Here is a 13,545-nt window from a genome sequence, read left to right as displayed (position 1 = left end):
CATCGGGGGAGAAGACGAACCACCCGAGCGGGGTGTTGTCGTTGCGCGGCGCGCCTGCTGGACCCGGGCACCGCACTCCACTTAGCGTGCGCGTTCGAAGGCCCGGGGCACCCGGAGCTTGACCCACCCGAACCCCGGACCCCGAGCGACTGGAAGGTGCCGCGCATGACGCCCCCGCACAACTACCTGGCAGTGATCAAGGTGGTCGGCATCGGTGGCGGCGGCGTCAACGCCGTCAACCGGATGATCGAGGTCGGCCTCAAGGGCGTCGAGTTCATCGCGGTGAACACCGACGCCCAGGCCCTCCTCATGTCCGACGCCGACGTGAAGCTCGACATCGGCCGTGAGCTGACGCGCGGCCTCGGTGCCGGCGCCAACCCCGAGGTCGGGGGCAAGGCCGCCGAGGACCACGCCGAGGAGATCGAGGAGGTCCTCAAGGGGGCCGACATGGTCTTCGTCACCGCGGGTGAAGGCGGCGGCACCGGCACCGGCGGTGCGCCCGTCGTCGCGTCGATCGCCCGCAAGCTGGGTGCGCTGACCATCGGCGTCGTCACCCGCCCGTTCACCTTCGAGGGGCGCCGTCGCGCCGGCCAGGCCGAGGAGGGCATCCAGGCGCTCCGCAACGAGTGCGACACCCTCATCGTCATCCCGAACGACCGGCTGCTGCAGCTCGGCGACGTCGGCGTCTCGCTGATGGACGCCTTCCGCTCCGCCGACGAGGTGCTCCTCTCCGGTGTGCAGGGCATCACCAACCTGATCACCACCCCCGGCCTGATCAACCTGGACTTCGCCGACGTCAAGTCGGTCATGTCCGGTGCCGGGTCGGCGCTGATGGGAATAGGGTCCGCACGCGGCGAGGGCCGCGCGGTGCAGGCCGCCGAGAAGGCGATCAACTCGCCGCTGCTCGAGGCGTCGATGGACGGCGCCCAGGGTGTGCTGCTGTCGATCGCGGGCGGCTCGGACCTCGGCCTGTTCGAGATCCACGAGGCTGCGTCGCTGGTCCAGGAGGCCGCGCACCCCGAGGCGAACATCATCTTCGGCACCGTGATCGACGACTCGCTCGGCGACGAGGTGCGGGTCACCGTGATAGCGGCCGGCTTCGAGGGCGGCACGCCGACCCACAAGAAGCTCGAGCCCGCCGTGTTCGCCCGCGGCAGCCAGAAGCCCGCCGGGTCCGCCCAGCAGGCCGCGTCGCCCGCGACCCCGCAGCAGTCCGAGCAGACCCAGCAGCACCAGGCCCAGCAGCACCAGAATCAGCAGCAGGGGCAGCAGCCGCAGGGCCAGTCCCGCTGGGCCGCGACGACCACGACCACCCCGTCGGCGCCGCACCTGCCCGCCACCACGCCGGCGCCCGAGCGCACCGGCGTGCTGCCGCCCGAGCGGCCCACCGCCCCGGCCCCGCGCCAGGGCGACACCCAGCAGCACGGCGGCGACGGCGCGTCCGTCCCGAGCGGCCCGATGTCCGCGCCGGCCTCGTCGACGTCGGCCCCGGCCCAGCACGGCACCGTCGGCGGGAGTTCCGCGACGCGCCCGGCCGAGCCGGTCGAGGACGAGGTGGACGTCCCGCCGTTCATGCGGCGCTGACCCGCGTGCCGGACTCAGCAGGCCCGGCCCCGACCACGGCGGCCCGCGCCGGCGGCACCCGCCGCGCGCGCATCCGCCGGGTCACCACCACCCGCGCCGGTGGCCGGTCCGAGGGCCCGTTCACCTCGTTCAACCTGTCCGCCGGGGTCGGGGACGACCCGGCCGCGGTGGCCGGGAACCGGGCCCGGGTCGTACGTGAGCTCGCGCTGTCCGGTCTGGTCTTCCTGAACCAGGTCCACGGCCGTGACGTCGCGGTGCTGCGCGAGCCCCCGCGGGCCCGCCCCGGCACGGGCGGCGTCGCCCCGGACATCGCCGACGTCGACGCCGTGGTCACCGACGTCCCGCTGCTCGGTGTCGCCGTGCTCGCCGCCGACTGTGTTCCGGTGCTGCTGGGCGACCCGGTCGCCGGCGTCGTCGGGGCCGCCCACGCGGGTCGCGTCGGCGCGGCCGCGGGGGTCGTCGACGCCGTCGTGACCGAGATGACCGCGCTGGGCGCGGAGCCCGCACGGCTGGAGGTCCTGCTCGGGCCGTCGGTCTGCGGCCGCTGCTACGAGGTGCCCCCGGCCATGCGTGCCGAGGTCGACGCCGTGCTGCCGGGCAGCGCGTCCACCACCCGCACCGGCACGGCCGGGCTGGACCTGCGGGCCGGTCTCGTCCGCCGCCTCGCCGACCTCGGCGTCACCAAGGTCGCGACCGACCCGCGCTGCACCGTCGAGGACCCGGACCTGTTCAGCCACCGCCGCGACGGCCGCTGCGGCCGCCAGGCCGCGGTCACCTGGCTCGACCCGCGCTGACCGGCACCCCGGCCCGGCGATTCTCACCACGCGGGGCTCGCGGGCGCTCCCGCGGGCGGGAACCATGGGCGCCGTGCCCGATCCCGTGCCCGATCCCGTGTCCGATCTCGGTACCCCCGCCGCCGACCGTGTCGGTGAACTGACCGACCGACTGGCCGCCGTCCGCGAGCGGGTGGCCGCGGCCTGTCGTGCCGCCGGCCGCGACCCCTCCGAGATCGACCTGCTCGCCGTCACCAAGACGATCCCGGCCGTCGACGTGGCCGCGCTGGTGGATCTCGGGCTGGACGCCTTCGCCGAGAACCGCGCGCAGGAGGCCGCGTCCAAGGTGGACGAGGTCGGGGCCCTGCGCCCGGACGCCGCCCCGGACTGGTTCTTCGTCGGCGGGCTGCAGCGGAACAAGGTACGGACGGTGCTCCCGTGGGTGACACGGATCGACTCCGTCGACTCGCCGCGGCTGGCCCGCGCCATCGACAAGGAGGTCGCGAAGGCCCGTGACGCCGGGGCTCGCGGCGGCCCGCTGCCGGTGCTCGTGCAGTACAGCGTGGACGGCGACCCCGACCGCGGCGGCGTCGCCCCGGACGGGCTCGTCGAGCTGACCGACCTGGTCACGGAGCTGCCGGGGCTGGAACTGGCCGGGCTGATGGCCGTCGCGCCGCTGGGCTGGGAGCCCGACGCGGCGTTCGAGCGGATCGCGCAGGCGCACCGGGAGACCGTCGGACGGCACCCCGGGGCCACGGTTCTGTCGGCCGGAATGAGCGGGGACCTGGAGTCGGCGATCGGTCACGGATCGACGGTGGTGCGTGTCGGTACGGCCCTTGTGGGGGATCGGCGGATAGCCTCCGAGTAATCGCTGGTGGGTGTGGGTACTGAGCACGAGGCGGACACCGCGCCGCCGGCGAGACCGTCGCCAGAACGCGGGGTGCGCGTGCGGTTGGGACGCGTACGGAGTCGAGCAGTACTGCGAGGGGACAGCGGATGAGCGCGATGTACCGGCTGAAGGCGTACTTCGGCATGGTCCCGGCCGACGAGATGGACTATGTGGACGAACCGGATCACTACCGGGGCGGCCACGAGCACCACGCCGGCCCGCGCGGTGACCGTTGGTCCGCCGGGGCCGGTCGGTTCGCCGACCAGGCGTCCTACGATGACGACCGCTACGAGCCCGCGGTGCGCTACGAGGACGGATGGGGAGCCCGCCCGGCGCGGGAGACCCTCCGCCCGGCGCGCGCCGTGCGGCAGGATCCACGCGGCGAGCGGGAGACGCTCGGGCTGGTCCCGGAGCGCGGGAGCCTCCCGACACCCCTCGGAGGGGGTGCCGGAGCGGCCGTCCGCGGGGCGCTGGCGATGGACCCGGAGAGCCTCCGGGGCCCGGCACGCGAGGAGCGGAGCGAGCCCGTCGTCGCCCCCGCGCCGGTGCCGGAGCAGCGCGACCGGGCCGCCGCGGGACCGGCGTCGATCACGACGTTGCACCCCCGCAGCTACAACGAGGCCCGCACCATCGGCGAGCGCTACCGCGACGGTGTGCCCGTCATCATGAACCTCACGGATCTGGACGGCGCGGCCGCGAAACGCCTGGTGGACTTCGCCGCAGGCCTTGCGTTCGCCCTGCGCGGGAGCATCGACAAGGTCACCGACCGGGTGTTCCTGCTCACTCCGGCCGACGTCGAAGTGTCCGCGGACGACGCGCGGAGACTCGCCGAGCGCGGAGCTTTCCGACAGGATTGAGTCGTGGCCGTCGCGATCCTGATGTTGATCTACTACATCCTGTTCTTCTTCTGGCTGCTGCTCGCGGCCCGGATCGTCGTCGAGATGGTCCGGTCGTTCGCGCGCCAGTGGCGACCCGCCGGAGTGCCCGCCGTGGCGCTCGAGGTCGTCTTCACCGTGACCGACCCTCCGGTCAAGTTGCTGCGGAGAGTGATCCCCGTGGTCCGTATCGGAGGCGTAGGACTGGACCTGTCGATTATGGTTCTGTTGCTGGTGGTGTTCATCTCGATGAGCGCCGTCAGATCACAGCTCCTGGGATGAGCCCCAGTCACCCGGGAGTGCCGCCGAGGACCGCATGAGGTGATCCGATGCCGCTGACGCCCGCCGACGTTCATAACGTCGCGTTCAGCAAACCCCCGATCGGGAAGCGGGGTTACAACGAGGACGAGGTCGACGCCTTCCTCGATCTGGTCGAGGCCGAACTGGCCCGGCTGATCGGGGAGAACGACGACCTGCGCGACCAGGTCGCGCAGCTGGAGCAGCGCCTCGGCGATGCCGAGGCCGACCTGGAGGAGGCACGGAGCCAGCCGGCTCCGGCGCAGACCCAGGTCATGGCCGCCTCGCCGTCGCCGATGGGCCGTGGTGCGGGTGCTCCCGCTCCGCAGCTGGCCGGTGCCGGACCCGCCGATGCCGACGGCGGTGACCACCACGTGCAGGCCGCCAAGGTCCTGGGCCTCGCCCAGGAGATGGCGGACCGCCTGACCGCGGAGGCCAAGAACGAGGCCGACACGATGCTGTCGGACGCCCGGAACAAGTCCGAGCAGCTCCTGTCGGACGCCCGGACGAAGGTCGACGGCCTGGTCAACGACGCGCGCTCGCGCGCCGAGACCATGCTCAACGACGCCCGCACGCGGGCCGAGACGCTCGAGCGCCAGTCGCGCGAGAAGGCGTCCGGCCTGGTCAGCGAGGCCGAGCGCAAGCAGAACGAGATCATGGGCGCCATCCAGCGCGACAAGTCCGTTCTGGAGAAGAAGATCGACGAGCTCCGGACCTTCGAGCGGGAGTACCGCACCCGCCTGAAGACCTACCTGGAGTCGCAGCTGCGTGACCTGGAGGGTCGCGGTTCCGCTGCCCCGTCGGACGGCACCGGTGCCACCAGGTCGGGCTCGAACGGCGGCTACGCCGCCTCCGGGTACGGCCAGCGGGCCGACACCGGGAGCTGACCGCCCCACGGCGCCGCCCAGGCGCCGGGGACGACCGACGACGACCGGGTAGCGGACAGGTGCCGCTGCCGACCGACGGAGTTCGCCGATGCTGGTGCTGGTCCTGATCCTCGTGGTCATCGCGCTGGTGCTGCTGCTCGCAGGATGGTTCCTGCACGTGGTGGCACTGGCGTGGACATCGGTGGTCATCAGTCTGATCGCGGGCCTGGTGCTCGCCTACGACTGGTGGCAGACCCGTGCCGCGGTGAAGGCCGGTGACCGGGCGGAGGCCGATGCCTCCGGTCGTGGCACCGGTGCCACCGCGGTGCCGGACCAGGCCGACCGGGCCTCGACGGAAGCGGGCCACGGCGCCGACATGGAGTCCGCGACGCAGGTCCTGCCGGTCGTCCGGCCGGACGGTGGCGCGGCCTCGGGTACGCCCGAGGCGGCCCACAATGCGACCGACGAGACCATCCAGATGCCGGTCGTCCGGCCGTCCGGCTCTGCGGAGGGACCGTCCGGCGCATCTCGTTCGGGTGGACTTTCGTCACGCACGGTGACCGATTCGGGGGCCGAGGCCGCGGTCGACCCGAGCGGGGTGGGCTCACACGCGGGTGCCCCGGCGGGCGCGGACGCGTCGGCGGGACCGGACGGGGAGGACGGTGCGGGTCGTGGCGGCGACCCGGCGCGGTCCGGACCCGCCGATCCCGGCACCGCGGAACCGCCCGCCGAGGCAGCGCGGGCGACCGACTCGCGTCCGACCGGATCCGGCGGCGCCGGCACGACGTCGGCCGTGACGGCGGCAGCCGCAGGCGCGGTCGCCGCCGGCACCGCCGCCGCGGCCGGACGTGACACCACGTCGGGTGCCGACCCGGCGGCGCGCTCCGGTGCCCGTGACGGCGCCGACGACCCGGGCTTCGGCTCGGGTACCGGCCCGAGTGGCACCGGTCCGAGCAGCAACGGCCCGGGCAGCAACGGCCCGGGCGCCCCGGCCGCGGCCGGCCCCGACCGCCCGGGCACCACGGACGGCCCGTCCGACGCGACCACCGCGACCCGTGCCCCGGGAGCGGCGGATGCGACGACCGCGAACGCTGTGCCGGGAGCGGCCACCGCGAACGGTGCTCCCGGAGCGGCGGACCCGACCACGGCGGACCGTGCCACGGCAGCGGCGGCCACGGGAGCGGCGGACGCGACCACCGCGACCCGCACCCCCGCAGCGGCCGACGCCACCACGGCGGCCCGCGCCACGGGCGCTCCCGGTGGCCCGGGCGGGGGCACCGACCGTGCCTCCGGCGGACCGGCCGGTGCGAACACCCCGTCCGGTGCGGGCCTTTCCGATTCCGCCGTGCCCGCGGGTGCCGAGGGCACGGGATCGGTCGCGCCGGTCGACGACCCCCGCGGCGGGGCTCCCGCGGGCGCGGCCGCCGGAGCCGGCGCGGACACCGGCGGCGGTCCGGCCGACGTGGGTGGGACCGACGGGGCCGCCGGCGCGGACGGCGACTCCCCGGAGGAGCCGCACGAGCCCACCCTCGCCGCACTCGCCGCGCGCCTGCCCGACGAGGTGCTCGTGATCGACGAGCACCCCCGCTACCACGTGCAGACCTGCCGGGCCCTCACCGGACGCCCGGTGATCCCGCTGCCCGTCAGCGAGGCCGTCGAGCTCGGGTTCACCCCGTGCGGCTGGTGCGCGCCGAACCGGACCCTCGGCGAGCGGCACCCCGCCCAGGCCCGCTGACCAGCGGCGGGGCGCGCCCCGCGGAATAACGGGGTGCGCATCCGCGCTACCCTGGTTCCACAGGCACCGATCCGGCCATCACCGGGGAGCCTCCGGAAGAAACGGCCACGTGATCCACCGGCCGGAGTAGAACCGGACGGGTGCGGCCCGTCATCGCCGTCGAACGAGAGGCTCGTGCACCCGTGCACGGGCAAACGGGGTGGTACCGCGGCCCGGCTCGCCAGAGCCGTCGTCGTCCCCGTGCGAAGCGAGAGCACGCACGAGGAGCGACACACGTGAGCGGCTATCCCGACGTCCCGGCGCACCCGTCGTTCCCGACGCTCGAGCAGGACGTGCTCGCGTCGTGGGACACCGACGAGACGTTCCGCGCCTCGGTCGACCAGCGGCCCGCCGGCGAGAACGGTGCGGACGAGTACGTCTTCTACGACGGCCCGCCCTTCGCCAACGGCCTGCCCCACTACGGCCACCTGCTGACCGGCTACGTCAAGGACGTCGTCCCGCGGTACCGCACCCTGCGCGGCCACCGGGTCGAGCGTCGTTTCGGGTGGGACACCCACGGTCTTCCCGCCGAGGTCGAGACCGAGAACCAGCTCGGCATCAAGCACAAGTCCGAGATCGACGAGATGGGCGTCGCCGCGTTCAACGAGGCGTGCCGCACCTCCGTGCTGCGCTACACCGGCGAGTGGCGCGACTACGTGACCCGCCAGGCCCGCTGGGTCGACTTCGACAACGACTACAAGACCCTCGACCTGGACTACATGGAGTCCGTCATGTGGGCCTTCAAGTCGTTGTGGGACAAGGGCCTGGTCTACTCCGGCTTCCGGGTGCTCTGGTACTGCTGGCGTTGCGAGACGCCGCTGAGCGCCACCGAGACCAAGATGGACGACGTCTACACCGACCGGCAGGATCCGGCCGTCACCGTCGGGCTGCGCCTGTCGACGCCGGGCCGTCCGGAGACCGACGGCGTCCTCGCCCTGGTCTGGACGACCACCCCGTGGACCCTGCCGTCCAACCTCGCGATGGCCGTGCACCCCGACGTCGACTACGTGGTGGTGGAGGCGAACTCCGAGCGCTGGCTGCTCGCGGAGGCCCGGGTCGCCGCGTACGCCCGCGAGCTGGGGGAGGAGCCGCCGGTCCTGGCGCGGGTGAAGGGCTCCGACCTGCTCGGCGCGAGCTACACCCCGCCGTTCGACTTCTTCACCGGCCGCGAGAACGCCCACCGGGTGCTGGCCGCGGACTACGTCACCACCGACGACGGCACCGGGCTGGTCCACATCGCCCCCGCCTTCGGTGAGGAGGACAAGGAGGTCACCGACGCGGCCGGCATCGAGGTCGTCAACCCGGTCGACTCCCGCGGCGAGTTCACCACCGAGGTCCCCCCCTACGCCGGCATCCAGGTCTTCGACGCGAACCCGCAGGTCATCCGCGACCTCAAGGACGGCAACGCACACGCCCAGGGCGTCCTGCTGCGCCACGAGACCTACGACCACCCCTACCCGCACTGCTGGCGCTGCGGCAACGCGCTCATCCAGCGCGCCGTCGACTCCTGGTTCGTGCGTGTCACGCAGTTCCGGGACCGCATGGTCGAGCTCAACCAGCAGATCGACTGGACCCCGGCGCACGTGCGCGACGGGCAGTTCGGCAAGTGGCTGGAGGGTGCCCGCGACTGGGGCATCTCCCGCAACCGCTACTGGGGCAGCCCGATCCCGGTGTGGCAGTCCGACGACCCGCGCTACCCGCGCACCGACGTCTACGGCTCGCTGGAGGAGATCGAGCGCGACTTCGGCGTGCGCCCGACCGACCTGCACCGGCCGTACGTCGACCAGCTGACCCGGCCCAACCCCGACGACCCCACCGGCAACTCGACCATGCGCCGGGTGCCGGAGGTCCTCGACTGCTGGTTCGAGTCCGGCTCGATGCCGTTCGCGCAGGTCCACTACCCGTTCGAGAACCGCGACTGGTTCGAGGACCACTACCCGGGCGACTTCATCGTCGAGTACAACGGCCAGACCCGTGGCTGGTTCTACACGCTGCACGTGCTGGCCACCGCCCTGTTCGACCGGCCCGCGTTCCGCAACTGCGTCGCGCACGGCATCGTCCTGGGCGACGACGGCGCGAAGATGTCCAAGTCGCGCAAGAACTACCCCGACGTCAACGAGGTGTTCGACCGCGACGGCAGCGACGCCATGCGGTGGTTCCTCATGTCGAGCCCGGTCCTGCGCGGCGGCAACCTCGTCGTCACCGAGCAGGGGATCCGCGAGGGCGTCCGCCAGGCGATCCTGCCGCTGTGGAACACCTGGTACTTCCTGTCGCTCTACGCCGGCGACGAGCGCGGCACGTTCCGCACCGACTCACCCCACGTGCTCGACCGGTACGTGCTGGCCAAGACCGCCGACCTCGTCGACGGCGTCACCGCGGCCATGGACGCCTACGACATCGCCGGGGCCTGCGACCGGATCCGCGACCACGCCGAGACCCTCACCAACTGGTACGTCCGCCGGTCCCGTGAGCGGTTCTGGTCCTCCGACGATGCCGTGCGCCGCGACGCCGTCGACACCCTGCACACCGTGCTGGAGGTGACCTGCCGGGTCGCGGCGCCGTTGCTGCCGCTGACCGCCGAGGCGATCTGGCGTGGGCTCACCGGGGGGCGGTCGGTGCACCTGACCGACTGGCCCGGGGGCTCCGACCCGTCGGTCTCGCACCGCCGGGCCGGTGCCGGGCTGCCGCACGACGCCGACCTCGTCGCCGGGATGGACCGGATCCGGCAGGTCGCGAGCGCGGCGCTGTCGCTGCGCAAGTCGGCGAAGGTCCGGGTGCGCCAGCCGCTGCCCGCGCTCACCGTCGCGGCGACCGACGCCAAGGCGCTGGAGGACTTCACCGGGCTGCTCGCCGACGAGGTCAACGTCCGCTCGGTCGAGCTGACCGAGGACGTCGCCACCCACGGTCGGTTCGAGGTCGCCGTCAACGCCCGGGTCGCCGGCCCGCGCCTGGGCAAGGACGTCCAGACCTGCATCCGCGCGGTCAAGGCGGGGGAGTGGACCCAGGAGGGCGACACCGTCGTCGCCGCCGGCATCACGCTGCAGCCGGGCGAGTTCACCGAGAAGCTCGTCGCCGCCGACCCGGAGCGCACCCAGGCCCTGCCCGGGAACGCGGGGCTCGTCGTCCTCGACACCACGGTGACGCCGGAGCTGGCGGCGGAGGGCACCGCCCGCGACGTCGTGCGCGTCGTGCAGCAGGCCCGCCGCGACGCCGGCCTCGACGTGTCCGACCGGATCGCGCTGACCCTCGACGGGCCCGACGCGGTGCTCGACGCCGTCCGGACCCACGAGGCGTTCGTCGCCGGTGAGGTGCTGGCGACCTCGGTCGCCTACGGCCCCACCGGGGCCGGCGCGTCGAGCGGGCAGGTCGTCGGTCCCGACGGCGCGTCGGTCACGCTGTCGGCCGCGGTCGCCCGCGCCTGACCGGCCCGGCGCCGACCACCGCTCACCGGCGGGGCGTCCCCGCGGGACGGACGCGGTGGTCGGCGCCGGGATCCCGGGCGCCCCGGGCGTCGCCGGGATCTCCGGAACCACCGGTCCGGGGTGCCGGCCCCACCGGGCCCTATCCTCACCCCCATGGGTGACGCGGCGGAACGGTGGCGAGAACGCCAGACCGCCCGCGGGATCCCCGACCACGTCCTCCGCCGGGCCCCCGCCGACCCGTGGACCCACGACCCCGCCGACTTCACCCCGCCCGCCCGACCTGCCGACACGCCGTCGCACCGGGCCGCACGGGCGATCGCCGAGCGCGCCGCCGCGTGGACCTGCGCCGGGGCGAGCGTGCTCGACGTCGGCTGCGGCGGCGGGGACGCCGCGTTCGGCGCGGCGTGGCCGGAGCCGTCGCCGGTGGCCCGGGTGGTCGGCGTCGACCGGCAGGCCGACATGCTCGCGGTGTTCGCCGAGGCCGCCCGCGCCCGGGGACTGCCGCACGCCACCGTGCACGGCAGCTGGCCCGAGGCGGCCGGGGACGCCGGGCGGCACGACGTCGTCGTCTGCCACCACGTGCTGCACAACGTCGTCGACCTGCCCCCGTTCCTCGCCGCGCTGACCGGTGCCGTCCGCACCCGGGGCGGGATCGGCGGTGTCGTGGTCGAGATGCTGACCGAGCACCCGCTGGCCTGGCTGGACCCGCTGTGGGAGCGCTTCCACGACGTGGTCCGGCCGCCGTCGGCCACCCATGACGACGCCGTCGCGGTGCTGCGCGAGCAGCAGGGCGTCGACCCGGAGGTCCTGACCTGGACCCGCACGGCACGCCTGCCGCACGACGCCGCCTGGGTCACCCGCAGGCTCTGCCTGCCCGCCGACCGTGTCGAGGAGGTCGCCGCCGCGCTGGTGGACCTCCCGCCGCGACGCACCGACGCCGTCACGCTGACCTGGTCGCCCTGAGCAGGGGGCCCCGGTGAGCCTGGAACTGCTGCTCGGCATCTCCGCGGGGGTGCTGCTGCTCGGCGTGCTCGCGGTGCGGGTGTCGGTGCGGCTCGGCCTGCCGTCGCTGCTGCTCTACCTGGGCATCGGGGTGCTGCTCGGCGAGTCCGTGCTCGGTATCCGGTTCGACGACACCGGCCTCACCGAGTCCCTCGGCCTCACCGCGCTCGTGCTGATCCTCACCGAGGGCGGGCTCACCACCCGCTGGTCGGCGGTGCGGCCCGCGCTCGGGCTCGGGCTGCTGCTGTCGACGCTGTCGGTGCTGGTGTCGATCGCCGTCACGGGCGGGCTGCTGCACCTGCTGCTCGACCTGGAATGGCGCACCGCGCTGCTGTGGGGCGCGGTGCTGTCCTCCACCGACGCCGCCGCGGTGTTCTCCGTGCTGCGCGGCGTCGCCGTCCCGCAACGCCTGGCCGGGACCCTGGAGCTCGAGTCCGGCATGAACGACGCGCCGGTGGTGATCGCCGTCGTCGTCCTGGCCGGGACCGAGGCCATCAGCTGGACGACGCCGCTGCTGATCGTCTACGAGCTCGTCGGCGGCGCCGTCATCGGTGTGCTGCTCGGGCTGGGCGCGGCCTGGGGACTGCGCCGCGCCGCGCTGCCCTCGACCGGCCTGTACCCGCTCGCGGCGATCGCGTCCTGCCTGCTCGCCTTCGCCGCCGGGCAGGGGGTGCACGCCTCCGGGCTGCTCGCCACCTACTGCGCCGCGCTGGTGCTGGGCAACTCCCGGCTCCCGCACCGCGGCGGCGTCGTCTCCTTCGCCGAGGGCACCGGCTGGATCGCCCAGATCGGGCTGTTCGTGCTGCTCGGCCTGTACGCGGTGCCCGCGCGGCTGCCCGCCGCCGTGGTGCCCGCGCTGATCTGCGCCGCCGTCGTCCTGCTCGCCGCGCGGCCGCTGTCGGTGGCCGCCGCCGCCCTGCCGTTCCGGGTGCCCTGGCGGGAGCAGGCGTTCCTGTCCTGGGCGGGGCTGCGTGGTGCCGTGCCGATCGTGCTCGCCCTCATCGCGGTCACCGAGGGCGGCGGGCAGAACCAACGGCTGGTCGACGTCGTGTTCGTGCTGGTCGTGCTGCTCACCCTGGTCCAGGGCACCACTCTGCCCTGGGTGGCGCGGCTGCTCGGGGTGGTCTCGCGCACCGACACCCGCGGCGTCGAGGTCGACGCCGCCCCGCTCGACGAGGTCGACGCCGAGCTCCTGCAGGTCAAGGTGCCCCCCGGTTCCCGGCTGCACGGCGTCTACCTGCGCGAGCTGCGGCTGCCCCGCGGAGCCACGGTCAGCCTGGTCGTGCGGGACGCCGAGGCGTTCTCCCCGGGCACCGACACCCGGCTGCGCGAGGGCGACCAGTTCCTCGTCGTCAGCACCCGGGACAACCGGGAGGACACCGAGAAGCGGATCCGCGACGTCGACCGCGGCGGCAAGCTGGTCCGCTGGCACGAGGGCGGGGGCCGGCCGGGCGAGCGGGCCGGTTGACCGGCCGGTCGGAGGTGTCGGGGCGACCCGCATAATCACGGGTGTGAGTGCCGACCCCCCACCCCCCACCGTGCCGATCGACCCCGCCGTACGACGGCGCGGTGTGGCGCTGTTGGCGGGCATCGCCGCGGTGTGGCTGGCGCTCGACCTCGTCACCAAGATCGCCGCCGTCGCCGCGCTGGAGGGGGAACGGCCGGTCACCGTGATCGACGGGTTCTTCTACCTCACGCTGCTGCGCAACCCGGGCGCCGCCTGGTCCATGGCCACCGGCTACACCTGGGTGCTGACGATCGTCGCCGTGGTCGTCGTCGGCGTGATCATCCGGATCGCGCGGCGGCTCGCCTCGACCGGGTGGGCCATCGGTCTCGGCCTGGTCCTCGGCGGCGCGCTCGGCAACCTGGTCGACCGGTTCTTCCGCGCACCCGGACCGATGCGCGGGCACGTCGTGGACATGCTGGCCTTCTTCTCCCCGGACGGGAGCGTCTTCCCCGTGTTCAACCTCGCCGACACCGGCATCGTGTGCGGCGGGATCCTGCTGGTGCTGATGGCCGTGCGGGGCATCGAGATCGACGGGAGTCGCGACCGTGGGTGAGGT

The 13,545-nt window shown here is 74.0% G+C and carries 11 protein-coding genes; all 11 read left to right on the top strand.

The genetic code is table 11. The features are described 5' to 3' along the window. Positions 1 to 165: 165 nt before the first annotated feature. The 11 genes from ftsZ to lspA all read left to right on the top strand — a co-directional run bounded on the left by ftsZ (position 166) and on the right by lspA (position 13,542). On the top strand, positions 166 to 1,584 hold the full coding sequence (ftsZ, locus tag Ae331Ps2_RS27800) for a cell division protein FtsZ (RefSeq protein ID WP_075305633.1): 1,419 nt from the start codon (positions 166 to 168) through the stop codon (positions 1,582 to 1,584). A gap of 71 nt (positions 1,585 to 1,655) precedes the next feature. Beyond that, on the top strand, positions 1,656 to 2,378 hold the full coding sequence (gene pgeF / locus Ae331Ps2_RS27795; protein ID WP_075311565.1) for a peptidoglycan editing factor PgeF: 723 nt from the start codon (positions 1,656 to 1,658) through the stop codon (positions 2,376 to 2,378). 64 nt (positions 2,379 to 2,442) lie between these two features. Continuing rightward, the gene (locus tag Ae331Ps2_RS27790) at positions 2,443 to 3,225 is read left to right on the top strand and encodes a YggS family pyridoxal phosphate-dependent enzyme (protein ID WP_083696093.1); all 783 of its coding nucleotides are present in this window, start codon (positions 2,443 to 2,445) and stop codon (positions 3,223 to 3,225) included. A 128-nt stretch (positions 3,226 to 3,353) separates the two neighbouring features. After that, positions 3,354 to 4,103, top strand: coding sequence for a cell division protein SepF (locus Ae331Ps2_RS27785; protein ID WP_064485438.1), 750 nt, complete (start codon positions 3,354 to 3,356; stop codon positions 4,101 to 4,103). 21 nt (positions 4,104 to 4,124) lie between these two features. Further along, the gene (locus Ae331Ps2_RS27780; protein WP_043278632.1) at positions 4,125 to 4,403 is read left to right on the top strand and encodes a YggT family protein; all 279 of its coding nucleotides are present in this window, start codon (positions 4,125 to 4,127) and stop codon (positions 4,401 to 4,403) included. 47 nt (positions 4,404 to 4,450) lie between these two features. Further along, the gene (locus Ae331Ps2_RS27775; protein ID WP_075305634.1) at positions 4,451 to 5,305 is read left to right on the top strand and encodes a DivIVA domain-containing protein; all 855 of its coding nucleotides are present in this window, start codon (positions 4,451 to 4,453) and stop codon (positions 5,303 to 5,305) included. Between the two features lie 88 nt (positions 5,306 to 5,393). Further along, positions 5,394 to 7,019, top strand: a complete 1,626-nt coding sequence (locus tag Ae331Ps2_RS27770; protein ID WP_075305635.1) for a hypothetical protein — start codon at positions 5,394 to 5,396, stop codon at positions 7,017 to 7,019. A 275-nt stretch (positions 7,020 to 7,294) separates the two neighbouring features. After that, positions 7,295 to 10,480 (top strand): isoleucine--tRNA ligase, encoded by a 3,186-nt coding sequence (gene ileS, locus Ae331Ps2_RS27765; protein WP_075305636.1) that lies wholly within the window; start codon positions 7,295 to 7,297, stop codon positions 10,478 to 10,480. Between the two features lie 153 nt (positions 10,481 to 10,633). Next, complete coding sequence (locus Ae331Ps2_RS27760) at positions 10,634 to 11,443, top strand: bifunctional 2-polyprenyl-6-hydroxyphenol methylase/3-demethylubiquinol 3-O-methyltransferase UbiG (protein ID WP_075305637.1); 810 nt, start codon at positions 10,634 to 10,636, stop codon at positions 11,441 to 11,443. Positions 11,444 to 11,456: 13 nt separating this feature from the next. Further along, positions 11,457 to 12,950 carry a potassium/proton antiporter gene (locus tag Ae331Ps2_RS27755; protein ID WP_075305638.1) on the top strand — a complete coding sequence of 498 codons (1,494 nt, stop codon included), beginning with the start codon at positions 11,457 to 11,459 and terminating at the stop codon, positions 12,948 to 12,950. Between the two features lie 43 nt (positions 12,951 to 12,993). After that, positions 12,994 to 13,542 carry a signal peptidase II gene (gene lspA, locus Ae331Ps2_RS27750; protein ID WP_075305639.1) on the top strand — a complete coding sequence of 183 codons (549 nt, stop codon included), beginning with the start codon at positions 12,994 to 12,996 and terminating at the stop codon, positions 13,540 to 13,542. Positions 13,543 to 13,545 lie beyond the last annotated feature (3 nt).

The organism is Pseudonocardia sp. Ae331_Ps2, assembly GCF_001932405.1.
Taxonomy (GTDB): Bacteria; Actinomycetota; Actinomycetes; order Mycobacteriales; family Pseudonocardiaceae; genus Pseudonocardia.
The sequence above is the reverse complement of the archived record's forward strand: the minus strand, read 5'-3'. Positions and strand labels throughout refer to the sequence as shown.

Bases quoted from the DNA above. Each gene is read 5' to 3' on its own strand.
- Ae331Ps2_RS27770 (WP_075305635.1), top strand. From the start codon at position 5,394: ATGCTGGTGCTGGTCCTGATCCTCGTGGTCATCGCGCTGGTGCTGCTG.
- ftsZ (WP_075305633.1), top strand. From the start codon at position 166: ATGACGCCCCCGCACAACTACCTGGCAGTGATCAAGGTGGTCGGCATC.
- Ae331Ps2_RS27785 (WP_064485438.1), top strand. From the start codon at position 3,354: ATGAGCGCGATGTACCGGCTGAAGGCGTACTTCGGCATGGTCCCGGCC.
- Ae331Ps2_RS27760 (WP_075305637.1), top strand. From the start codon at position 10,634: ATGGGTGACGCGGCGGAACGGTGGCGAGAACGCCAGACCGCCCGCGGG.
- Ae331Ps2_RS27780 (WP_043278632.1), top strand. From the start codon at position 4,125: ATGTTGATCTACTACATCCTGTTCTTCTTCTGGCTGCTGCTCGCGGCC.
- Ae331Ps2_RS27790 (WP_083696093.1), top strand. From the start codon at position 2,443: ATGGGCGCCGTGCCCGATCCCGTGCCCGATCCCGTGTCCGATCTCGGT.
- Ae331Ps2_RS27775 (WP_075305634.1), top strand. From the start codon at position 4,451: ATGCCGCTGACGCCCGCCGACGTTCATAACGTCGCGTTCAGCAAACCC.